This window comes from Paenibacillus lautus, assembly GCF_050482385.1.
Lineage (GTDB): Bacteria > Bacillota > Bacilli > Paenibacillales > Paenibacillaceae > Paenibacillus_AQ > Paenibacillus_AQ lautus_B.
On sequence record NZ_JBCNHV010000016.1, the window covers coordinates 225,110 to 248,936 of the forward strand.

At 46.0% G+C, this 23,827-nt stretch carries 24 protein-coding genes and 1 riboswitch; of the genes, 2 read left to right on the forward strand and 22 right to left on the reverse strand.

The genetic code is table 11. The features are described from left to right. Positions 1–376: 376 nt before the first annotated feature. From ABEW73_RS21245 to ABEW73_RS21305, 13 genes are all read right to left on the reverse strand, one after another. Complete coding sequence (locus ABEW73_RS21245) at positions 377–1,030, reverse strand: M48 family metallopeptidase (RefSeq protein WP_430167737.1); 654 nt, start codon at positions 1,028–1,030, stop codon at positions 377–379. A gap of 129 nt (positions 1,031–1,159) precedes the next feature. Further along, complete coding sequence (locus tag ABEW73_RS21250) at positions 1,160–2,653, reverse strand: arylsulfatase (RefSeq protein WP_430167734.1); 1,494 nt, start codon at positions 2,651–2,653, stop codon at positions 1,160–1,162. Between the two features lie 267 nt (positions 2,654–2,920). Beyond that, positions 2,921–3,310: a YkvA family protein gene (locus ABEW73_RS21255; RefSeq protein ID WP_430167731.1), complete on the reverse strand. Its 390-nt coding sequence runs from the start codon at positions 3,308–3,310 to the stop codon at positions 2,921–2,923. 271 nt (positions 3,311–3,581) lie between these two features. Next, positions 3,582–4,376 carry a DUF2935 domain-containing protein gene (locus tag ABEW73_RS21260; RefSeq protein ID WP_430167728.1) on the reverse strand — a complete coding sequence of 265 codons (795 nt, stop codon included), beginning with the start codon at positions 4,374–4,376 and terminating at the stop codon, positions 3,582–3,584. A gap of 157 nt (positions 4,377–4,533) precedes the next feature. Continuing rightward, positions 4,534–5,451, reverse strand: coding sequence for an HPr(Ser) kinase/phosphatase (gene hprK, locus ABEW73_RS21265; protein ID WP_076321691.1), 918 nt, complete (start codon positions 5,449–5,451; stop codon positions 4,534–4,536). A gap of 228 nt (positions 5,452–5,679) precedes the next feature. Then, complete coding sequence (locus ABEW73_RS21270) at positions 5,680–6,126, reverse strand: hypothetical protein (protein WP_430167725.1); 447 nt, start codon at positions 6,124–6,126, stop codon at positions 5,680–5,682. Beyond that, positions 6,126–6,707, reverse strand: a complete 582-nt coding sequence (locus tag ABEW73_RS21275; RefSeq protein WP_430167721.1) for a nitroreductase family protein — start codon at positions 6,705–6,707, stop codon at positions 6,126–6,128. The genes ABEW73_RS21270 and ABEW73_RS21275 overlap by 1 nt, the downstream gene beginning before the upstream one ends. A gap of 76 nt (positions 6,708–6,783) precedes the next feature. Continuing rightward, on the reverse strand, positions 6,784–7,257 hold the full coding sequence (locus ABEW73_RS21280) for a MarR family transcriptional regulator (RefSeq protein ID WP_430167718.1): 474 nt from the start codon (positions 7,255–7,257) through the stop codon (positions 6,784–6,786). Between the two features lie 394 nt (positions 7,258–7,651). Further along, entirely contained in the window at positions 7,652–8,815 is a 1,164-nt protein-coding gene (locus tag ABEW73_RS21285; protein ID WP_430167715.1) for an MFS transporter, read from the reverse strand. 69 nt (positions 8,816–8,884) lie between these two features. Further along, a riboswitch (purine riboswitch) is annotated at positions 8,885–8,984 on the reverse strand. A gap of 34 nt (positions 8,985–9,018) precedes the next feature. Beyond that, positions 9,019–9,444, reverse strand: coding sequence for a VOC family protein (locus ABEW73_RS21290; RefSeq protein ID WP_430167712.1), 426 nt, complete (start codon positions 9,442–9,444; stop codon positions 9,019–9,021). Between the two features lie 114 nt (positions 9,445–9,558). Continuing rightward, complete coding sequence (locus ABEW73_RS21295; protein WP_430167709.1) at positions 9,559–10,380, reverse strand: DUF6597 domain-containing transcriptional factor; 822 nt, start codon at positions 10,378–10,380, stop codon at positions 9,559–9,561. 60 nt (positions 10,381–10,440) lie between these two features. Continuing rightward, positions 10,441–10,881, reverse strand: coding sequence for a hypothetical protein (locus tag ABEW73_RS21300; RefSeq protein ID WP_430167706.1), 441 nt, complete (start codon positions 10,879–10,881; stop codon positions 10,441–10,443). Then, positions 10,881–12,119 carry an aminotransferase class I/II-fold pyridoxal phosphate-dependent enzyme gene (locus tag ABEW73_RS21305; RefSeq protein ID WP_430167703.1) on the reverse strand — a complete coding sequence of 413 codons (1,239 nt, stop codon included), beginning with the start codon at positions 12,117–12,119 and terminating at the stop codon, positions 10,881–10,883. Before ABEW73_RS21305 ends, ABEW73_RS21300 begins: the two co-directional genes overlap by 1 nt. 132 nt (positions 12,120–12,251) lie before the next feature. On the opposite strand from ABEW73_RS21305, the gene ABEW73_RS21310 reads away from it, so the two are divergent. Next, positions 12,252–13,457: an MFS transporter gene (locus ABEW73_RS21310; protein ID WP_430167700.1), complete on the forward strand. Its 1,206-nt coding sequence runs from the start codon at positions 12,252–12,254 to the stop codon at positions 13,455–13,457. Positions 13,458–15,126: 1,669 nt separating this feature from the next. Here ABEW73_RS21310 and ABEW73_RS21315 read toward each other — a convergent pair. The 8 genes from ABEW73_RS21315 to ABEW73_RS21350 all read right to left on the reverse strand — a co-directional run bounded on the left by ABEW73_RS21315 (position 15,127) and on the right by ABEW73_RS21350 (position 22,208). Next, a complete protein-coding gene (locus tag ABEW73_RS21315; RefSeq protein WP_430167697.1) occupies positions 15,127–15,456 on the reverse strand; it encodes a four-helix bundle copper-binding protein in 330 nt (109 codons plus the stop codon). Positions 15,457–15,689: 233 nt separating this feature from the next. Then, positions 15,690–16,340, reverse strand: a complete 651-nt coding sequence (gene catA / locus ABEW73_RS21320) for a type A chloramphenicol O-acetyltransferase (RefSeq protein WP_430167695.1) — start codon at positions 16,338–16,340, stop codon at positions 15,690–15,692. 230 nt (positions 16,341–16,570) lie between these two features. Further along, positions 16,571–18,787 (reverse strand): stalk domain-containing protein, encoded by a 2,217-nt coding sequence (locus ABEW73_RS21325; protein WP_430167692.1) that lies wholly within the window; start codon positions 18,785–18,787, stop codon positions 16,571–16,573. Positions 18,788–18,964: 177 nt separating this feature from the next. Beyond that, positions 18,965–19,579 (reverse strand): histidine phosphatase family protein, encoded by a 615-nt coding sequence (locus ABEW73_RS21330; RefSeq protein WP_430167689.1) that lies wholly within the window; start codon positions 19,577–19,579, stop codon positions 18,965–18,967. 33 nt (positions 19,580–19,612) lie between these two features. Continuing rightward, complete coding sequence (locus ABEW73_RS21335) at positions 19,613–19,987, reverse strand: VOC family protein (protein WP_430167686.1); 375 nt, start codon at positions 19,985–19,987, stop codon at positions 19,613–19,615. 291 nt (positions 19,988–20,278) lie between these two features. Continuing rightward, positions 20,279–20,710, reverse strand: a complete 432-nt coding sequence (locus tag ABEW73_RS21340) for a hypothetical protein (protein ID WP_430167683.1) — start codon at positions 20,708–20,710, stop codon at positions 20,279–20,281. A 58-nt stretch (positions 20,711–20,768) separates the two neighbouring features. Then, positions 20,769–21,281: a GNAT family N-acetyltransferase gene (locus tag ABEW73_RS21345; RefSeq protein WP_430167681.1), complete on the reverse strand. Its 513-nt coding sequence runs from the start codon at positions 21,279–21,281 to the stop codon at positions 20,769–20,771. A gap of 54 nt (positions 21,282–21,335) precedes the next feature. Beyond that, positions 21,336–22,208: a phosphotransferase family protein gene (locus tag ABEW73_RS21350; RefSeq protein WP_430167679.1), complete on the reverse strand. Its 873-nt coding sequence runs from the start codon at positions 22,206–22,208 to the stop codon at positions 21,336–21,338. 178 nt (positions 22,209–22,386) lie between these two features. On the opposite strand from ABEW73_RS21350, the gene ABEW73_RS21355 reads away from it, so the two are divergent. Next, positions 22,387–23,355: an S-layer homology domain-containing protein gene (locus ABEW73_RS21355; protein WP_430167676.1), complete on the forward strand. Its 969-nt coding sequence runs from the start codon at positions 22,387–22,389 to the stop codon at positions 23,353–23,355. A 103-nt stretch (positions 23,356–23,458) separates the two neighbouring features. Here ABEW73_RS21355 and ABEW73_RS21360 read toward each other — a convergent pair whose 3' ends face one another. After that, positions 23,459–23,734, reverse strand: coding sequence for a CD3324 family protein (locus ABEW73_RS21360; protein ID WP_430167673.1), 276 nt, complete (start codon positions 23,732–23,734; stop codon positions 23,459–23,461). Between the last annotated feature and the right edge of the window lie 93 nt (positions 23,735–23,827).

Consider the following 23,827-nt stretch of genomic DNA (forward strand, 5'->3'; position numbering starts at 1 on the left):
GGTTTGGACAGCCCTTATCTGATTATGAATAAAATAACCTTCATAGCTGGCATGTTCCTACTCATATTTGGGTCAATAATGACTCTTCCTCTATCATACATAATAAATATGTTGAAGCTGTGAAGATATCGTAAACGTCACTTTCATCCCTTTCCAAATTATGGTACAGACCATCTCTCCCTCGATATGCGTCATTGTTTTGGGTTCACTGGATAGAGCACGCTTCGATATTGAATAAGAAAAAAGCCACCAAATTGGCGGCTTAAGCATGCATATGTTTTTATTTTTGACCATTGTTCATATCGTTGTGGGAAAATTCTCAGTTTCTTGTTTACGTTCATGCTAACGCATTCTCTTCACATAATTCTCCAGCGTGTTATAAAATCATGGCATGTCCATACTTCGCGAGGAACGCTTCCTTCGCTTTGTAATCCTTCATCACGCTGCCGATGAGCCGCCAGAAGGAGCGATCATGATTCATGTGAATGAGATGACAGAGCTCATGAATGACCACATAGTCAATGACCTCGAGAGGCGCCATCGCGAGACGATAATTGAAGGTGAGATGCTTAGTCGAGCTGCAGCTGCCCCACTTCGTTTGCGATTCCTCAATGTTGAAGGATTTAGGCGTGACTTTCAGCTGCTTCTGATAGATCTTTATCCGTTCCCCAATCACCTTCTTACAGCTGGTGAAGTAAAACTTCTTCAGTTCAAGCTGGAGCGCTTCTTCCGTAAGCCCATGCGTTTCGATTAACTCATCAAGCGAATAATATTTGCCAAGATGAAGGAATTTGCCACTCTCTTCGTATGCTCTGACCTTCGGAGCAGTTCGAGCCGCCTCAATCGCTTGCAGTTGTTTCAAAATCTTATCCCCATACTGCCTCACAGCGTTCACCACCACATCATCACCGGTATGATTGGGTACCTTCACCGTAACGAGCCCTGAGGGATCCATTTGGATCGAGATCTTTTTGCGTGGGCCATATTCTACATGACATTCTATATGTTGTTGTCCTAGTTCAATTTTCATATTCAACTTCGTTTCTAAAAGATTTTATCTTCATTGTAACAGAATGGAACCGAATCCACCTCTATTTGTAGTAAGATTCAACCTGTTGCGTGTTGTATGGGACTCGAATAAGCACACTCAAAAATGCGGCTATATTTTGATATGGGATAATATTGCTGATGGTTTCCGGCCAGTGATCAGCTGTTGCCCATCCGTATAGCCCTCCTCACGACCATCAAGCTCCTGTATGAGAACAGATCGCCAATATCGGATACGTTCTTGGCGTTCTTCATCCGCAATCGCATTATGCAGTTCTTGCGGGTCATCAACCAGGTCAAAGAATTGCTCTTCGCCCGTTTGGGAGAACCAGATGTACTTCTCCTTTCCATCGGTCACCCAGTGATTGGACTGCATTCCTTGTGCGTGCTCACCATGCAGATGGTGGCGCCAAGACCGAACGCTTTGCCCTTCTTCCTCTTCTGCTGAGGCAATTCTCCAGATGCTTTCTCCTTCGACTGTATCCGGTATAGGCACGCCAGCCGCTTCCAGCAGCGAAGGCATGATATCCCGCATCTCCACCACTTGATCCGACACCATCCCGCGCTGCAAGCCTAATCGGTTGCCCGGATCATTGACGATAAACGGCACATGGGTGCTTCCTTCATACGGAAGAGACTTCCGAAATAAATGATGGTCTCCAAGCAGCTCGCCGTGGTCCGAAGTAAACAGGATGACTGTGTTGTGCAGCTCGCCATATTCATTCAGCGATTGTAAGAAACGGCCAATTTGGTGATCGATATGCGTGATCAGGCCGTAGTAGGCTGCCATCACTTTACGCAACCGGCGTTTCGGTACCAGCCCTCGCCCTGTGGTAGGGGAGTACCCAGCCAGATCGGGGTCTTCCGTCTGCGCCCAATCACCCACCGGCGGCTCCGGAATATCGGCATCCTCATACAGATCCAGATATGCCTGCGGGGGGTCGAACGGCGGATGGGGCCTGACGAAAGACATCCACAGGAAGAATGGCTTCCCGGGATCTCGGCGACGTAGAAAATCAATAGACTGCGTAACCACCCAATTCGTCGGATGCAGCATTTCCGCTAAATGCCAAGGTCGGGCAACGGTCGATGCGTTGCAATCCAGACCGAGATCGATCATATCCGCACCGGGCACCCTCTCACGGAGCCATTGCAAGTAATCGTCGACTTGATCGTAATGCTCCTGCATCGGAATACTGTGGTAATTGCGGTTGTGATGCAGGTAACCGTCGTGAAGCATGACGTTGTGGAATCCCATCAGATTCCGTGCCGGATAGACATGCATTTTGCCGATACACTGTGTATGATAACCGGCATCGGCCAATTCCCCCGGCAGCGTTCTCTTATAATCCCATGGCACGCAATCTTGATAGCCGACACGGCCATGACCCCGCTGTGATTGCCCGGTGAATATGGCTGCCCTTGCAGGTACGCAAGTCGGTGTGGCAGAATACGCACGGCTAAACCGTACACCAGTCCTCGCAAGCTCGTCCAGATTGGGCGTCTCAACGACAGGATGACCCGCTATGCTGAGACAATCAAAACGCATCTGATCGACTGTAATGAGTAAAACATTTGGCCTTCCTTGGTTTTGACTCGAATTCATTACGTTCCCCCCTCCAACTACACCCCGCGGATTCTTGAAAATTTGGTCAACCCCATTTATTGGGCCGGAACCCACTGACTAATAAGTCATTGCAGTTTTCCAAAAACGAGATGTTCTATTGAAAGTATTCGTCCGAAATAATTAATATCCTTTTGTAGAAACCGTTGATGAGATCACCTGAAAAAAAGCGAAAAGGAGCGCAATTGTGCGCCCCCTATCATTTCGCTGCTAGCAAACTGCTCCTTGATCCATTGAAGCTATCGCATCCTATTCGTTCAACACTTGCCGATAAGCAATAAGTGAAATCCATAGCACAGCCGCTATCCATATTAAAATAATCATACTGCCTGCAAACCAATTTTTCGGTTTACCACGCTTCATCCGTTCCTCGGCTTGTAGTTCATGCTCTTGGACCACGGCTTTCGGTATCATCTTCAATGTGATCGCAATTCCAAGAGGGACTAATATCACGTCATCCAGATAGCCTAGTACAGGGATAAAATCTGGAATCAAATCAATTGGACTAAAGGCATAAGCGACAACACATATGGCAAATATTTTGGCGTACCAGGGAGTCCGACTATCTTTATAAGCAAAATAAAGTAAAAAGACCTTTCTTTTTAGAATCCAAGCCCATTTCTTTATGCGATCCATCATATCCGTTCTCCTACGTTGCATTTTACTTCATATTACCACGCTATCCTGTCCAGCAGCTAACTGATTTCTACTGGTTAGTTAGGCGGCTATCGTTACAAGCTCCTAGCCTTTTTGGATATAACAAAAAAGTCGCCAATATGACGACTTCGCAGGAGACCTTGCTTATTCGAGGCAACCTTGGTCAGTTCTAGATGCACCGCCATCTTTTTATGGATCAGCATGCATCGCATGACAGGCTTCCGATCAAATGCATGCATGCGGGCACTATTCTTCAGCCAGTGACTCTCGGCTTTGTCGGATCGCAGTTCGGATTCTGTACTTCACCCAGAGCAGCCAACTTGGACAAATAGTAGCACTCTTCACGATACATATGATCCGGCATCAGCGGATTAATCCGGTCCAGCACCTCTCCGCGCAGTTCAAATTCTTCGAGTTCCGCCAGAAAGTGCATGAACACCCTCATTTCCATATCTACATCAGCATGAAATTTGCGCAGGGCTGGAAAATCTTTTATATGCGTCCTTAAATAACCCGTCATTTCTACTGCCTTTAGATAAAAGCCTTCAAAATCTTTCTGAAACGCCATGCTTTTTGCAATTAACGGCTTTTCAACAAAATCCAGATCGGCCGCTAGGCTTGCTGCATGACCATATGCATCCTGCAGCCATACCATATCATAATGCAAGGGATGGAACAGAGGTACGCCCTTACCTTCTTGTAACGCCTGAAGTATCCGAAGGTATTCCTCCAATTCATTGACCATATGGTTGACAAAGGAAGGTGTCAGAAGAAAGTCAATTTTGCCTGCAAGCTGTCGTTCCAGCAAACTCAGCTTGAATTCGCGCAGTTCATAAGAAACTTTATAGGCATCATTCGTCAGTTTCTCGATGAATGTGGAGGCATCGGGTCGCCGCGACTCCCCAAGCAGCATATCAAATTTAGCCATTAAGGACTCGGCTGTGGCGATATCCCCTTTTTCCTTGGGTGAAAGCGCAGTAAAAATAAAACGACAGTGGTCGCCAAGAATCTGCAACCAGAACCGGTGTTCATACAAGGGATCACTCATTGATCTTGCCCCTCCCCATAGCGTTATTCTCAGAAAATATATGCTACTGACAGCGGAGTAGAACGCGGAAGGGATAATCGGACAATATTCGCGACCCGAGCATCATCCATAACATAACTCAGGACAAGAAATTTTCCGTTGCTTGCCACAAGCCGGTTCACGACTGCATCTCGTTTTCGATCCGTTTCATAAAGTCTTCAGCCGCGCTGTATCCGAGTTGTTTAAGATACCAATTGTTGGCCGCCGCCTCAATCAGACTGGCGACGTCACGTCCCGGCTGAAGCTGAACCTCGATATGCGGAATTTGAATGCCTAAATACTCTGTAAACTGAGGTACCGCCTCGAGCTCGTTGTTTAGGGAATTTTCCCGCCAAGGCGACAGCTCAATATCGAGCACAATTCGTGTCTCGTCCTGAAAGGCCGTGCGTCCATATTGACGAACGACATTGATCAGACCGATGCTGCGCAGCGCCAGAAACTCGCGTGTTGTCTCATTATGCGTGCCAAGAAGAGTCGACGGGCCCAGCTTTTTAAGCACCACAATATCGTCTGCTACAAACCGGTGACCACGTCTGATCAAGGTGTGGGCTGTCTCACTTTTGCCAATCCCGGATTTACCGCGAAGCAGGATACCTATGCCCGATACATTCACACATACCGCATGGATCGACATCTCCGGTGCCAGAGTCTTCACCAAATAGCTGTCCAACTTAGCGATAAACTCCGTTGTCGTCTCTGTCGTCCGCAATAATGGGATGCCTTCCTGATTACAGAATAGCGTCAGATAAGGAATCTCCTGCTGTCCTGACGTGACAATAAAGCACGGCGGATGATATTTAACGATATTCCCGATATGTAACTTGCGTTCTTCTATGCTAAGTGTCAATAAATAGTTAATTTCTTTGCGACCAAGCACCTGCACTCGCTCCATAGGGAAAAAATCGAAATACCCGACAAACTCCAGCCCCGGCCTATGCGTCTGTGGACGGGTAATCATACGATCCATGCGATTGGCTCCTGCAAGTACTTCCAAATGAAAAATTTCCGTAAGACTTTGAACGGTGATCGACTTCATGTTGTTCTCCTCCTGCGGTTGCAGTATGTATTCGGATATATTCAACGAACAACAGGTACTTTCCTGCCTATTTGTCTCCATTTAGGAGACACCCACCCTACCCGCTAATTAGATCCATGACCACCATGACTGCCTCCAGACATTGAGTTTACATCAAAAAAAGTCGCCTATTTGGCGACTCTTGTGAGTATAGCATGTGACATTATCGTATGCTTGCACGGCATGCAACTACAACAACTCAAAGGTAAGATCCGGTGTGCTCTCTGCCTTAACAGGCTCCATGGTTTGTTCATCATATCCCATTTCCAGCACGGCAACAATCCGTTCGTCATCATGAACACCAAAACGACGGGTGCAAGCTCTATCATAAATCCAGTCATTCATTGTCATTCGCACATGGAGCATGCTTTCCTGAGCGAGCAGACGGAAATTCTGCATAAGGCAGCTTGCTGCTCCGTAGTCTTCTTCACGTTTATGAGGATCATGCTCTTCCTTAATGACCAATATCAGATAAGCCGAAGCCTGATCCTGCAATTCAGATAGTATGTCTGTATTGCCGGAGCCGATAAATATAAACCGCCAAGGTTCCCGCATTCCGTCATTAGGAGCCCATACAGCAACATTTAATAATTCCAGTATATGATTTTCGGAAACGGGTCTAGCGCTATCGCTCATCAAATGACCCCTCCTCCACTTGATAAAATCGACCATTTCTTTTCTGCCTGTGTTCGTGCTCTGGCTCTTGGGGCCTTGTCGAAGTATCCGAGATGAAAAATACCAACCAGCCTCTCATTAGGCTGCAGCTTCAACAGCTCGAATAATTCTTTGCTCTGCATCATCGGCTCAGTATCCCACAGCGTACCTAGCCGACGTTGCCAGGCAAGAAGCTGAAAATTTTGCATGATCCCGCAGACCGCCGCATAATTCATATCACTTTTCCTTCTGTCCGCATCCGTAGAGGCAATGATGATGAGATGGCCAGGTATATCGGTGACCCTCTTCCGAACGAAATCCCGAACCTTTTCCGGCAGCCATTTGACCAGTTTGTTCTTCACGAGCGGTTCCAGCATACTGACAGCCAAACGTTCCTTCGAATCCGCCGTCCCCGCATACACGCTTCGGAAGGTTACTTCCTCGCTGGACGGATAAAGCTGCCGCGCAGCGTAGAGTAATTCGATCACCAGTTCCTGGTTCACGGGAATGGAGTTAAACTTGCGGATGCTTCTTCGTTCTCTGATCGTCTTCACAAAATTCATGTATTTCAACCCCCAGCCATTTGATCGCTTGAATAACCCTTCAAGATCTTCAAGTATCGTATCGGCGAACATATTCTTAATGATAAAAGTCAACCAAATCTCCAAATAATCGCTTCATAAGCTCAAGCTCGGATTCGCTATATCTATCCAAAAAATCGTTCATCCTCTGCTGCTCCTTGATATGGAGCTCATCATGAATAGCAAAAAGCCTTTTCCCGGCCGCTGTTAGCCGGAAGTACACTTCTTTTTTGTTATCATTGAGCTGGGCCCTGCGAACCCAACCCGCCTTCAATAATTTATTGGTTATCTTGGAGGTGTTCCCTTTGCTCAGGTTCATCGTCTCGGCAATCGAAGTGACATTAATCGGTTCTTGCTCGCCAATACACGCGATGGTGTGTAGTTCCGTTATGTTTAGGGTGGGTTCTATCTCTATTATTTTCCGGAGCTCTTCGATAAAAGTGCTGCTTAACCGGTTCTCATATTGTTCTTTTTGCTGCAGAAATCGAATGAAATTTTCATGGATCGCGTTTTTTATTTTGCTCGTACTCATGATTATGCAAGCTCCTCAACTCATTGTTTTTTTTCATTATAACCAAAATTAGTTTCGCAAGAAACAATATGAGCATACCATAGAAGTTACACCCCGGAAAGTTATGATGATTTCAGTTGCTCAGCCATATCACGTCCCTCCATATCACTTTATTGTTTCTATTGAATAAATAATTAACCAATAAAACAGGACATGATTTGGTATAACAAAAAAATATTTATTCGTATGAAACAATTTTATTTTAATGTTATTTCGATCCGATGTCAATTCGGTCCATTCTCCATATCAGCCTTTAACGCAGCAGTATCTTCTCCTACAGAACGGGTTTATAGTTGAGAAAAAAGACAGCTGCGTGATCGCAGCTGTCTTTTGATAATTAGTTAGCAATAATGGACTATTTGCTTGTCTTCAATGCAAGCGCAGGTCTCGTTAAGGAATAGACGGCGCAGACTAGCGATACCATGACAATTCCTCCGCCTACCCAAGACGTACTGGATACGGTACCTCCCTGCTCTAACACGAGGCCGCCGATAGCGGATCCCAGTGCAATTCCGATTTGCAGCGCGGAATTGTTAAAACTCTGCTGGATATCGGACGAGCCCGGATCCACTTGAATCAAGTAATTCTGCAGCGGAGGGGCCAGACTCCAACTTAATGCACCCCATATCATCATCACGACCAAAAATACGCCGATTGAGAATGTGGAGAACGGCAATAGGAACAGCACCAACATGAATGACGTAATGATGATTACAATGCTCTTATGCGACCCCAGCCGGTCGGCGAGTGCACCTCCAAAGGCCCCACCGCCGACTGCGGATAGTCCGAACAGAAAGTAACAGATGCTGATCCAGTATGGGCTCAGCCCAAGCTCGGATTCAAGAAACGGCGTGAAGTATGCATAAATCGTGTAATGCCCTGCAAGCATGAATAAGGTAGCGAGATGTGCTCCGGCGATTTTCGATTTGCCGAGCGCCTTGATCTGGACGGATAACGGCGTGACATTTTCAGGCTGGATCCGATCCAGGAACATATAAATCAAGATCATGGAGCCAATCGACAAAATGCCGATACCGAGGAACAGTACCCTCCATCCAAAAGCTTCACTAATCAAAATACCGAGCGGCACGCCAAGCACCAATGACGAGCTGATTCCCATATAAATAACGCCTAATGCTTTAGCCCGATGTTCAGGTTCAACCACCTTGGCGGTAATGGTCAAAGATAACACGATAATCAGCGCTGTGCTCATGGCAGTTAATATTCTAGCAGCCAATAGCATCGTAAAATTCGGGCTTACATAAGCCAGCAAGTTACCAATAAAAAAAACAAATAGGGAAATCATATAAAGCCGTTTCCGCTCCACTCTTGCCGTAAGCGCAAGGAGAACCGGTCCTGCTACTGCATAAACCAGGGCGAACACGGTAATCAGCTGACCAGCCGTGCCAAGTGAGATATGCAAGTCATCCGCGATGAGCGGCAATATTCCGCCAACAATAAGTTCAACCAGCCCGACGGATATCGTCGAAATCGCTAGAATTAATACTTTCAGATTCATCTGAAATAGAATCCCCCTTCTTCGATGTCGTATTTGCCTATAATCAACAAAAAAAATCCTGATTACAAAAAATGAGTAAACATTTTCTGTAGTCAGGATTTTTCGGTTCCTGGTAGAGACCCTCAGACCATATTAATGAGGTTATACATTCAAATATTTTTTATTCTGTTGCGCAACAATTGTTGATTAATTTAACACATCTATTACGAAATATCAAGGTCCCAGGCAGGATTCCAGCAAATCTCCCACAAGTGCCCGTCTGGATCGAGAAAATGGCCGGAGTAGCCCCCCCAGAAAGTGTCTTGCGCTGGCACGGTTACCGTAGCGCCCGCCCTGCTGGCTTGCTCCATCACCTCATCCACTTCTTCCTTACTGCCGACGTTGTGACCGATGGTAAACTCCGAGGAACTCGGAGGGGACAGAGGAACATTCGTCTCAACTGACAGATCTTTGCGATTCCATATCGCCAGTTTCACGCCCGCTTGTAAGTCAAAGAATGCTACAGCCCCATGCTCAAATTCCGTCCCAATGATCCCTTCGGTCGGGAGTCCGAGACCATCGCGGTAAAACTTCAATGACCGCTCCAGGTCATCGACGCCGATTGTGAGTACGGATATACGTGCTCTCATTATGGCATTACCTCCTATGCTTATCGTTACCTCTCTTATTTTCGTCGATGACTCTTTTGAAAGATTGTAAAAAACGGACAACTTGCTTCTACACATCAATAATTCCATCATCGATCACTTCAAAGCCTGTATGGGTGACATGCCATATAAACGCCTGAAATTGTTAATAAAATGAGGCTGATCATAGTATCCGTATTGGGCAGCGATATCAGCAAACCGATTCGGCTTGGCCTGATACAGCTCCTGCAGCAAATTTTGAAAACGAATGATCTCCGACATCTCCTTCGGACTGACGCCGAGTTCCTTCTGAAATGCTCTTCTTATGGTTCTCTCGCTATAATTAAGTTTTTCGGCCAAGGCACGAACCGTTATTCTTCCTTTAGCAGCGTACAAATACTGCATGCCATGCTCCAGCAGCGGCTCGGAACTTACGTTATTCTGGCTTAAGACACCCATTAAAAACCTTTCAACCAAATCCATTCGGTGGGCGGAATCCAGAGCCGTGACCATTCCCTCGTTCAGCTGATTCGCATCCAGCCCCCATGCTTCCTCCAAGAATACAGGACCCTCACGGAAATCGGAAGCTGGATAATGTATGAATAGGCGGACGGTTTCCGCAAAAAAACGAATACCGAACAGTGACTGATCCTGCGTTAGTCTCATGGCTTCGTAAGATGACATCAGACCGGCAATGAAGCCGGAGGTTGAAGCTGCCCGTACCTTCAAATTAAATATTATATCAACGCAACCGTCAGGAAGAATGCGATGAAGCGGTTGCTGAAGTGGCGAAGCTGTATAATCCAAGGTCCAATAACATGCCACATAAGGACTTAATGCCGGGCTAGGCAGATATTCGTGATAGGTGTAAGAAGAGTCCGGAGATGGATTCTCTATCGTTGGAGCTTGTATAGGGACATAGTTCCGCAATGTGCTCACCCTTTATTAACGCTGGATAGCGAATGACTCAAATAACTAACAATTGAATTACAGCATTGATTAATGCTGCCCTGCTTGAACCTGGAGGTTCATCACATGACCGTCACGTGTCGTAATGTAAACCTTCCAATCTCCCGTTACTCCGCTCCCGTCATTCATGGCAAATGTTCGGATGCCCTCCCTGCCGGCTATGACATCCATATATCCGAATTCCTCCGTTCCTCGGTAGACATTCAGAATCACTTTGCCCGAGTTGTTCATATTAAGAACTTTAACGGTTAATTTCTTTCCATTATCTGGTACGGTGGTAAACGTATTCTCGTATGCACTGATACTTTGGTAATTATCTAAGTCTATGAATTGTACCTTATATGGAGCATTGCTTGTATCGCCCTCAACTTCCTCAATGTAAGGCGCATGAAGAATAACGTGTTCGCCCGCTGTCTGGGGGAACAATGCCAACGCTAGGAACATGACAAAGGAAACTCCCAGCCATTTCATTACGACTTAAGCCCCCGAATAAACTTCCCTATACGATGTGCCGCTTCGTGCAAAGCTGGCTCTTCCTGGACTAACGCGATTCGCACATAGCCTTCTCCTTCGGAACCGAAAGCATCTCCAGGAATAACCGCAACGCCGGTTTCCAGAAGTAGATCGCGGGCAAAACGGCGCGAGTTCCATGTATCATCACGAAAGGCCTCAGGAAGCCGGGCCCATAGAAACATCGTAGCCTGTGGCTTAGGAACAACCCAGCCCGCTTCGGCAAGTGATACCACGAGGACATCACGCCGGTGTTCATATAGTGAAGCGACACCCCGTTCCTCATGGGCAGATGCCATGGCTTGACGCAGGGCATGAACAGCCGCAATCTGTACAGGCTTGAACACACCGAAATCGATGTTGCTTTTGTACTCCCGCAGCGCGCTCACAGCTTCCCCATTGCCGGCAAGAAAACCGATGCGACAGCCTGCCATGTTAAAGCTCTTAGAGAAGGAGTGGAACTCTACCGCGATGTCGATGGCGCCGGGAACCTGCAGAATACTCATGGGGCGGTAGCCGTCAAAACCCATTTCGGAATAAGCTAGGTCATGTACGATAAGCACGTCCCATTTTTTCGCCAAACCGACCAACTTTTCAAAAAAAGCAAGATCGGCCGGCACGGCTATCGGATTTCCCGGAAAATTCAGCAGAATGAATGTCGCTTTCGCCCATATTTCCTCCGGAATGCTGTCCAGATCGGGCACGAATCCAAACTCCTCCTTCAGCGGAAGATACCAAGGCGTAACGCCCGCAATCGCAAGCGCTCCGGCATAAATCGGGTAACCCGGATTCGGTACAATGGCCACATCTCCCGGATTACATATGGCCTGAGCCAGATGCGATAATCCATCTTGGGATCCCATCAAGGCGAGTATTTCGGTATCGGGATTGACATTTACGCCAAAGCGATACTCCATCCAAGCCGCTGACTGCTCTCGAAACTCTGCGATCCCTCTAGTACCTGGATATGTATAGTTATCTTCTTTCAGCGCTTCTTGGCTAAGCACCTCACGGATATCCACAGAAGGACCACGGTCAGGGCTGCCGATGCTCAAGTCGATAATATGTCTTCCCGCTTGAAGAGCCTCTTGTTTCCACTCGCTGACCTCGGCAAAAATGGAAGAACCGATCTGCGATAGTTTGTCCGCACGCCATGAGCGTTTTGAAGTTTGATTCGGCAAGATTCCCACCCACTCCACTTTTTTTCCTATATTATAGCATGTAGCTTGAGGAGCATCGCCTTAAAATCTTCATTTCAGGCTTGACTTGAAAAGCCTTTCATAACGTAAGATCGAAACATACAAAAAGAGAAATCAGGAGAAGAGACAACCATGACCAGAACACGTGAGACCATCTTTATTATCGCCTTTACGTTTGCCGCCTTTGTACTGGGTACTACCGAATATGTCATCGTTGGATTATTAAAAGACATTAGCGCAAGTCTCAGCATTTCGCTTGCTGCAGCCGGTGTCCTCGTTTCCAGCTTCGCCATTGCTTATGCCCTCGGAACGCCGTTTGCGGTGACGCTGCTCGGACGCATTCCGCGGCATGTTACCATTCTGACAGCGTATATTGCGGTGTTAGTGTTTAATTATTTGACCATCTTTGCCACCACGTACCCCGTCATGTTATTCATTCGCATCATCACCGCGATTCTGTGCGGATTAACTTTATCACTGGCCATTGCCGCAACAAGCGAGCATATGAGCGCTTCCCGCAGGGCTGGTGCGGTTGCCTGGATCATCGGAGGTTTCTCGATTGCCAATGTTCTGGGCGTTCCTGTCGGAACGCAAATCGGCCAGATGGCCGGATGGCAAACGGCTTTCATTGTTACATCATTGGTCGGGATCATCCCGCTAGCTTTGATGATGGTCGTCATGCCCAAGAGCCATACCATTAGCGTAAGCTCCATGAAACAGCAATTTGCCTTGTTCAAGAACAAGCGGATACGACTTGCTTTCTTCATTCCGGTCCTTGGCGTAGGCTCTGTATTTATCGTATACACGTACATAACGCCGCTTTTAGAGAATGTAATGGGAATTCCGCAGCAATGGATCAGTACCGTTCTGCTGGTTTACGGCGCCTTCACTATTCTTAGCAATTGGCTCGGGGCCAAGGTAGCGCAAGGCAATTCAAGGGTAAAATTGAAAGTGATTTTCATCATCCAAGCGATGATTATGATGACGCTTGCCCTTACCCTATCACTCCCGTGGATGGCCTTAGTATCGTTAATGCTGGTCGCCTGCTTCTCCTTTGCGCTCAGTACCGCCGTTCAATTATACCTGATTGACCTTGCGGATGAATCTTCGGCCGGCTCCAAGGACTTCGCTTCCACGCTCATGCCGGTTGCATCCAATGTGGGTATCGCCGTTGGTTCTCTACTGGGCAGCCTTGTCGTGGATAACGTTGGTCTCGAATACCTGCCTTGGGCTGCCGTTGTTTTCGCGATCGGAGCATTTGCCGTTACCTCCCGCTGCCATCAGCTGGATCAAGAGCATACGGGTTTAACGCCTCTGGCATCGGCAAAGGCTTCGTAGAAAGCCCTTTTTCAATCCTTCTCATTCTTCTCCTCTGATCGACAACTAGACCATCGTATCGGAATGGGGAACATTCCAGATCAGCGTTTATGAATCGTTTAATTCAAAAAGCTTACCCGTTATGCAACGGCGTAAGCTTTTTTTTTACTCTTATTCAGTACATCAGGCATGCTTGGACGGATGTCGACCATCTGCCGATTAGCCGTGTACTGATTCCCACATTATGATCCGCCACCCGGCATCGTTAATGTCCATCGAGTTTCGATATTTGAGGACACTGGTTCCGCTATTTCTATGTTTTTACGCTTTCCGTAGCAATATGCGGACAAGAGATCCGTTATTGCAAGATAATTGGGGAATTAACCCGTGATTATGGTGCAATAGCGGATTCTGTGTCCGCGTGAACTCCAAAATGGACCGATTTCGGCGAAATAGCGGATTCTCTGTCCTCATTATCTCCATAACGGGCGAATTCCAGTATATAGCGGAGATTACTCTGTCTGCATCTGCTCAATATAGTCCGATCCTGCGTATAACAGATACTCTGTCCTCATGATCTCCTAATGGGCGAATTCCAGTATATAGCGGAGATTACTCTGTCTGCATCTGCTCAATATAGTCCGATCCCGCGTATAACAGATACTCTGTCCTCATGATTTCTATAATGGGCGATTTTCAGCGTATAGCGGAGACTACTCTGTCTACATGTGCCCCAAAGTTGGCTGATTTCCGCAATATAACAGATCCTCTGTCCTCACGATTTCCATAATGGGCGATTTTCAGCGTGTAGCGGAGATTACTCTGTCTACATGTGCCCCAAAGTAGGCCGACTTCCGCAATATAACAGATCCTCTGTCTGCATCCTCCCTTATTGGGCGAATTCGAGCATATGACGTGCTCTTCTGTCTACATGTGTCCCAAAGTAGGCTGATTTCGCCGAAATAACGAATCCTCTGTCTGCATCTGCCCAATTTGTCCGATTTCTGAGTATAATTGTTATTCAGTTCAGCAGCGATAGCCGTGTACCGAATCCCACATTATGATCCGCCACCCGGCATCGTTAATGTCCATTGAGTTTCGATATTTGAGGACACTGGTTCCGCTATTTCTTTGTTTTTACGCTTTCCGTAGTAATATGCGGACAAGAGATCTGCTATTGCGAAATAATTGGGGGATTAACCCGTGATTATGGTGCAATAACGGATTCTGTGTCCGCGTGAACTCCAAAATGAACCGATTTCGGCGAAATAGCGGATCCACTGTCCCCATGATCTCCATAACGGGCGATTTTCAGCATATATGCGGAGATTATTCTGTCTACATGTGCCCCATAATAGGCCAATTCCCGCATATAGCGGATCCTCTGTCCCCATGATCTCCATAACGGGCGATTTTCAGCATATAGCGGAGATTACTCTGTCTGCATCTGCTCAATATAGTCCGATCCCGCGTATAACAGATACTCTGTCCCCATGTTCTCCATAACGGGCGATTTTCAGCATATATGTGGAGATTACTCTGTCTACATGTGCCCCATAATAGGCCAATTCCCGCATATAACGGATCCTCTGGCCTCGTGATTTCAGCATATACCTGAGCCTCGTCTGTCCACATGTGCCCAAAAATAGGCCGATTCCCGCATCGTCCTACTGTTCGATGGATGCCTTACTTAAGCAACCATCTCCCGGCATACTTTCGCACATCGGAAGCAGGCATCAGCACATTCCTGGCAGTGCTTCATATCATGCTTCTTGCACTCGTTGCCGCATGCTTCACAGACATCGGCGCAGATCCTGCATATTTCACTGGCATACATACTGTTCGTGGACATCGCTTGAGCCGCAAATCCGCAAATATCCGCACACTGCCGGTCCAAGCGAATGCATTCTTTCATCATCGCCACATCATGTTCGTCCAAACATGCGGTGTAACAATGGTTACAGGCTACCATACAGCGCAAGCATTCCTCGATACATTGTTGAACTTGTTCATGTGACATCATTCATTCTCCTTTCGGTCTTAGCGTTCATAGGATTACCTTTTGTCAAGGTTGTATGTAATTAACCAAAACTTGTGAAGATAATATGAGGATATTTGATAGAGTCGAGACGAGATCATTGGTGTGAATAGAAGAGACGACTGCGCAGCAGTCGTCTCTTCTTTTTCATGATTGCCATGAATGAAACCTTACCCGTTAATATACGGTCGAGTTGAGCATTCATAGGGCATGAATTATGTTAGCCAATCTTCACATGAATCCGCCAAACTCTGCAAATCTTGAAAGAACATGCTGGCATGGTAACCATCACACACAGCATGGTGTACCTGCAATGAGACTGGGAGCAGAATACGGCCACCCTGCTCGATATATTTTCCTCCGGTTATGATAGGAAGAAGATAGTCCGCTTCATTGACAATGTTTAGATTAAATCCGCTAAAGCTTGCCCAGGGTATCATGGATATGGGAAACGTGTTCGGCGGTGGATTCTCTTTAACGAAAATCCCTTTTGCATCCCGATAACGCTCCATGTCCAGCTCGTAATCATCGTGGAATCGATTGAAATCATTCGAAAATGCTGTCCATAAACAGGAAAAGGTATGGTCATCGTTATGGAAGAAGGTATAGCTTGGCGTCATCCGATCCCAGTAACCCAATTCCCCTTCGGGACTATAGGACGTTTTGAATTCGACCCGGTTATTGACAACCCTGGTAACCATATAAATAAAAGCAGGATAAAGCTTGAATCCATTGGCTTTTAACGAATACAGCAATCGAGTAATGTCGATATCCACGGTAATGCTGAAGGTACATTTATTCGATCGATAATGTTCGTAATAAGACTTTCTCGTCCACTGTTCAACATTTATAAGATGAAATTTCATCGTTTATGCCCTCCTAAAATAAAATCGTTCTATTTCAGGAGGGAAGATCCACTGATCTAATCACACGCCATCACTCCAAAGTTTCCGTATTAGCAGATTCCTGTTACATCTTCGAATGGATCGGATTCTGCCGAAGCATCCCTATTATAGATGATACAGCTAGAGGCCTTACTCCTCAAGCAGTTGCTTAAGTCGTAAAGCCTCTATGTCATCAAATCTTTATGAAGAATTTAAGGCATTTGGGTAAACAGCAGGTTTACTGGCAAATTGCTTCCCGGCGCAGCCGTCAGCATGATTTCAACCTTTTGTTCGTAATCACCTGTACGGTAGAGGACCGCTTGCTCGCCAGGAGCTACCTGTCCAAGGGAATAGATCGGTACAATCGTTCCATTTATCATGGCATATCCCGAGTACTTACCGCCCCGTGGATTAAACGAGATCAGGGTATCCGGCGCTACGCGATCCAAAGTAATTTTATACAAGACACCAAAGTTACCCGTGTTGTGCGTAATGTCTCCAACCATAGGGTCCATCCCTTCTAGGTTAGGGTCATCCTGATTGTCTCCAAGTACAAGCCGTTCGGAATCTGCACCTACCAGTTCGGAATAACGGATGACCCGCGTCGAATCCGGATAGGTACCACGGTTGTGAACACCATCGCGATTCAGAATCGGCAGCGTGCTCAAAACCTTCAATGGATCGGATTTCTCATCAATCATCACGACATCGAACTGAATCGGCAGGTCGCTGTACATATCCGAGTATAGGGAGATGACATGTCCTTGCTTCATTCTAACATCGCTCAGTTCCGTCATGACCAGCTTCTGTTCACCTGGTGCAAGCGTTACTGAAGTTCGCTTCGAATCGTCCTGCATGGATTGGAAGTAGTTCAGCACAGACTTCTTGCCTGCTGCCGTTGCGATCGGCGACGGGCCTGCAAATCCCAAGTAATCTTGTCTGAGCGTTACCGGAGTGCTATTCTTGTTTGTTGCAATAACGTACATTTTCACATTTTTATTCAAATTGTTCACATGGTGAATCATAAAGCGCATATCGCCAACCGCCGTCTCTCGGTACACAATGCCTTCGGTGTTGACGGTTTCGGGACTGTTACTACGAATCAAGGTGCTTGGCTCGTCGTAAAAATCATAATTGATCTTCGGACGCGAAGTCACATTACCGAGGAACGTGAATTTCTCTCCTTCCGGGATAAAGAGCATATTGAAATCCTCTTCTTTATATAGCGTTTCGTTTGTCACGTTAATCGTCGCCTCGTAGGTGGAGCTAAGTCCCTTCTTATCGGTGGCCGTTAACTTGATCGTATAAACGCCCGGTGTGAAGAAAGCATACTGTTTATTCTCCCACTTGTACGTCAGATCCTCAGGCTTGTCCTGGTCATCAGTACTTAGGTTCGTATAGGTAATCAACTCACCCATTTTATACTCGGACTTATCGGTCTCGAACATGGCAACGGGAGGTAAATTCGGCTGAATGACCGTAATCTTTTGGCTATAAGGCTCGCTCCACGCTCCTGTAGAATCCTGAACCGAGTAAGTGACTATGTATTCGCCTGGTGCATCGAAAATATCCTGTTTGCCTTCCCAGCGCTCGTCGATGATCTCACCTTGTACATTCTCCAGCTGCGGTGTATAAGTCACTGTTGTTTCTCCTGCAAAAATCTCTTTAGGTCCCACCGTAAACTTGGCTACAGGCTTGGTTTCCAGATTCAAGATGACACGTTTGCCTACATTATCCGCTTTATATTTAATATCCAGCGCTTGGGTTATAGCTGTCAGCGGAACCATGAAGGTGCTATTCGTCTGGTAGGAGGTTCCTTTCATCTCTTTCGTTACGCCATTTACGGTATACTTGCTGCTGTCTGTTTTGAAGCGAAGCTCATTGGTTCCTTTGGTAATGACGGTTTCTTTGGTCTTCTTATCGTAAGTGACCTTGAAGCCTACACGGTCCACAAGGGCACGAATGGGAACATAGGATACTCCCTTTTTGACTTGCATCGGCTGCGGTGCATTGTAGGTAACGCCATCTTGTACCATTTTTGTACTATTAAAATATAGAATAAGTTCTTTGCCCGTTACGGTTTGCTGGTTATTCTGGTTGCTCGGCTCTTCCGTAGTTGTTGCCGGATCTTGCACTTCGTCAGTTTCCTCAACCGGTACTTCGGTTGTTCCTGCTTCATTCGGCACTTGAGACCCTTCTGTCACTGTCTCTGTCTGAGTGGTTGTCTCTGTAGTATCGGTTGTTTCCTGAGCAGCGTCTGTACCCCCGGATTTTAATGCTTTGGTTGCCGCAGCATTTTGCTCGTACACTTCTTGGGTGACTGACTGTTGTGGCTTGTCTGCGGTATTTGCATCCGCGCTCGCCGGATAAGCTGCAGCTAATTGGGCAACAGCCAATACGGTTAGCAATGATCGTTTCTTCAGTTTCATTCCATAACTCCTTCTAATCCTTTTTTGATATTTATTGAGGTCATACTATTAGACGCAAATTTTGGTAAAAAAGTTTCTCTGATCTGTTAATAATATTTACGATGATATAGATCATTGTAAAACCTATGAAAAATCCCGCAATAGCACGATGGCCATAGCGGGATTTAAATATATATTTCACGATAGATGCTCCTGAAAATTCGTAGCCGCAATCATCTTTTTCCCGCTCCGATCATATCTCCATAGATGAACGCCTGTATCGCCTGTCGGGATATGAATGTCCGTATGATAAGGAAGATTCAAGAAGCTTCGGAATAACATCGAGATCATCCCGCCATGGGAGACAATGCATACTCTTTTCAAGCCAGGCTCGCTATGGATTGTCGTAAACAGCTTGGATATGAATTGTTCGGCTCTTGCTCTGAACTGCACTTCAGATTCTCCACCTTCAATCGCATCATGCCGCTTTCTCCCTCCAACAGGCAAGGGGTATTTAAGTAAAGCCTCTTCTCTCAACATACCGGCTATGACTCCATTATTTTGCTCCATTAAATCATCGTCATAGGTAACGGGGACTTTTGTCGTTTCAGCTATGGCTGCCGCGGTCTGCTTGGCCCGGATTAACGTGCTGGAGAAAATGACATCCACAGCGTATTCACAATGAATCCACTCCGCTAGGAGCCGCGCCTGCTGCTGGCCAAGATCCGTTAGTTCATAGTCAGCCCGTCCTTCACACCGATTCAAAATATCCGCTTCCGATTGTCCATGCCTGACGACCAGAATCTCAACCATGTCTTACCCCCCCTTTTTTTCACGCTTACGGCTCTATAGCTTATTACCAACCGCGATCCAGCGCCCGTCCACATCCTCAAACACAAACTCGTGATTGTTATAATCCGTCGTCGATAAGGCTCTGACAATCTTCACGTCCAAATCGATAAGATTTTGCTGGATTTCCCGTTGTCCATAAGTAATAAAATAAGCATCATACCCATATCCGTAACGGATTCGATTCGGAACAACCTCAATCTCCGTCTTCGTTAATACAATCTCAACAGAGTCCTTGTAGAGGCACACATGCGGTTCTGCTGCATCAAAATAGTTCACAGCACGGAACCCGATTCGCTCATAAAACTTGCTGGTTTTCTCGAAGTTAGACGTCGGGAAAATTTGCAAGCAATGGGAAAACCCTTTATTCATCGTTTAATCTCCTGTTCGAGCTTATTTATGATCCTTCTCATTTCCACGCTTAAAATTCCCGGTCACTTTAGCCATAATTAGTTGGGCTCAGTCGATTGTGTTTATCCACATTGCCCATCTTTTCATACTCCTCTAGATCGTAACTCTATGGTTTATTTTTTAATTCACGTAGATCTTTGATCATGAGATCGAGTCTCTCAATGATTCTCTCGTCATTATCCAACTTCTTTTTGAGTCTGATCTCAATCACAATGAGTTCAATAATAAGCACCACGATAAGAACGCCGATGATCATAGCCCGCTCCTTTCTGAACCTGATACACCAGTTCCTAACAGATGAACGATCGCCAGGTAGAATGGGTACAACACCAAAACTGCGATGGCAATGAGTCCTGTTACAGGATTTGGTTTGTCTGCCGGATTCATAATCGGAAACCATGCAGCCACAATATAGGTCAAGATAATGAAATAGGGGATCCACAAAACAAGCGAAAAGAAAGACGCTTTACGGCCGCCCAACCAATGCCTGATCAGCTTGGGAAATCCGAAACCCGATAGAAGCAGGCATACAAAGAAGAAAACCAAGATCATAACATTCACGTGATCCAACCCCCACCCTGTCACTCGACTGAGTCGGTAAACGTTAGACATGAGTTCAATCACCGCAAAAGGGAACCATGCATACAAAAAACTCGATATATTTAATCGAATGAAGAAGCTCATGTTCACTCTCCTGAAACTTATATACTGAAGCCGATTGTTGGCATGGTGCTTTAATGTTTTATTTAACCAGCTCTTTAATCAGATACAGATTCAGATCGTCATCCGCACATACCATGTCACCGGGCACCACAGGTTCATTGCTGTACATAATCCCGTTGCCATCAGGAATATAACCGCGACGGACATAGATTCTTTGAGCCGCACCATAGTCTCTGTACAATCCCACCCCGATACCGATACGCGGCATTTTTTGGCGGACGATGTTCTCGAATTCTTCTAGGATTCTGTTAGCTATGCCGTTTCTCTGGTACGCTGGAAACACATTCAGATCATTGATTTCCGGAATGTCCTGATCTCGAAAATATGGATAACTCGATTCGTATTTCAAGTGGGAAACTCCCGCCAGCTCCTCATCAACAAAAGCCAACAAGGTGACACGCTTGCCGATTTGGTTCTCATGTTCGCAATAATCATAATACTCATCCGGGCGCTTTATATTTTGCTGTTGAAACGCTTCTTTCCAGATGCTTTTCAGCTCCGTGTTATCTAACACCTTTAATGTAACGTTCATTGGTTTACCTCGCTGTTATGTATTTTAATGGTAGATTCCAACTCTGATATTGTCTCATCTAAAATCTCGTATGCCAGCCTCAAACGCCTCAGCGTCTTGATGAATAACTCCATGCAGCGCCTCTTGCAAGGCAAATGTGCTTCTATAAAAATGTACACGCTCCGCGATTTGGTCTCCATTCGGATACATGGCGATACACTTTTCGAAGAACTCATGACCGTACCCCGACAGAATTCCCGCTAGATCATAAGCCGGATCTCCAATCCCTGAGCCTCCAAAATCGATAATACCCGTAATTCGACCTTTCTCCGGACTCCAGAGGATGTTGGACGTGCCAAAATCACCATGAATGCAGGTTGGACGAATGTCATGATTCGCAGGGTTGTTCAGAAACCTGGTGAAGTTGCTTGAGATTTCCTCTTGTGCATCAGGCCTGATATAACGAAACAATTGGTCTTGAATTTGAGTGAACAATCCGGACATCTCTTCGTGGACATTTACGATATCCGTATCGTCAGTGATCCATTCATTGATCTCCACAGCATGAAGTTGAACAAGAAATTCGACCATCTGTTCCGCTACCCTATCCTCGATGCTCGAATTCCGGTGTGGAAGCAGATCTTCTGTCCATAACGGTTGACCCTCGATTAACGGATAGCCCATGAACATTTTGCCCACCTGCATATCGTCAAATGAAACATACATCGGATTCGGTATAGGCAGCGTTACCTTGGTCTTGATCCCATTCAATAATTGTGTTTCTCTGATCATGGCTTTGAGACTTGCTGCGTACTTAGGAAATCTGAAGACTAGCGCTTGATTCACAATCAACACATCGTTGTTCTGACCGATGCTGTCAATCTCAACGTCTTGAATATGTAAATGTGGATAAACTTCTTGTATGCGCTGGGTATAGGATGGATTCATGTATAACTCCTTCTACTTGCGAATGTCATTAACCTCTATTTTAATGCTTTTCCTTAACTTGGTAAATCATTACAGAGCAATTTTGGCAATTTCGTTGGAATTATGCTTGCATGACAAGCCCAAAGATGACATTATATTCCACATAATGAATCTGCCGCGATGAGGAGAGAATCCGGATATGAAAAGTTTAGGGAAAGCGCTGGCTGTAACTCTGCTTACGACTTGTTACATAGGGTCGAATAGTGTGTTTGCACTAGCAGAAGAGATTCCATTCAAGGATGTACCATTGAATCATTGGGGTTACTCCCACATTCAATGGGCTGCGGCGCAAGACGTGGTTGATGGGTATCCGGATGGAACCTTCAAGCCGAAACGGACCGTGACACAAAGCGAATTTTTGACGATGCTCATTCGAGCTGCCAACCCGAAGGTTATCCCTGACGACTCCTCAACGATGCCTTGGGAAGAACCCTATATCACGTACGCCCAGAAGTTAGGCTGGAAGGCTACGTCACCGAAAAAGAAGCTTACGCGCGGATTGGCAGCTCAGTTGTTAGCGAACGCCACCGGCAAAAATTACGATCTAAAGGACTCCATCCAATACATGCTTGACCTGGGCCTTGCACAAGGGATATCAGGAAATAACATAGAGGGCTATCAAGCAAATCAAGAAATCACACGTGCAGAGGCCGTGACCCTAATCGAGCGGTTCTCCATGAAATACAATGAGCTGCATAACGTATCATCAAGCTTGGAGATCTACTCTCATGCTGATTTATTCTACAAGTATACAAACAACACCTATCGCTTTCGACTCGAGATTCCCAAGAGCTGGGACACGCGCTATGAAGTCCGTGATCAATTCGTCGGGAACAGCCATCATCTGAATTTCGTCAATACAATGACCCAGGGCACGCTGTTCACCATCTCCGTCTGGTCCAAGAATGACTGGACTGAGCAGGAGGAAGAAATCAAGGGGCAAATACCGGCAGTACAGGTCGGGGAACGAGGCGATCAGGTGTATGTATTCCACACGCCTACCGATGTCCAATACGATCCATCGGATGATATCGCCAAGAAAGACTATCAAGGCATGTTTTTAGACGTACAAAATATCAAAAGTTCGTTCCAAATTTCCGACAAGTAATTTCCCCTTAATTGAAAGCGGCCAGGACAAGTGTCCTAGCCGCTTTTTCCTTCTGATAACAAATGCTATATAACGGTCTTACTAAAATGATCTATGATCTCGCCTATTCTTTCATTCGTTCTGCCCGAATAATTCTACGGATCGATTGCTCCGTTAAATAATATCGTTCGGACAATGTACGGATGGAGTCGCCATGCATATAACATTTGAAAATGTTCTGATTCCGAATATCCAGATCCTTCTTTACCCCGGTTTGCTCTCCCCAGGACTTCCGATTCTCCAACTTTCTCGGAATGTAAATATAACTTCCATCAATATATTGTTGAATGGTTTTGATTACATGTTCAGGCAAAATATCTAGTGCTTTCTCGTATTTCATTCTCCTTACTCCTATCTACATAAAATCGTGTAAATAGTGAGCAAAGCCGACACATGAAATATTGCAGCTCTAATTAATGTTGAAGTAGGCTCC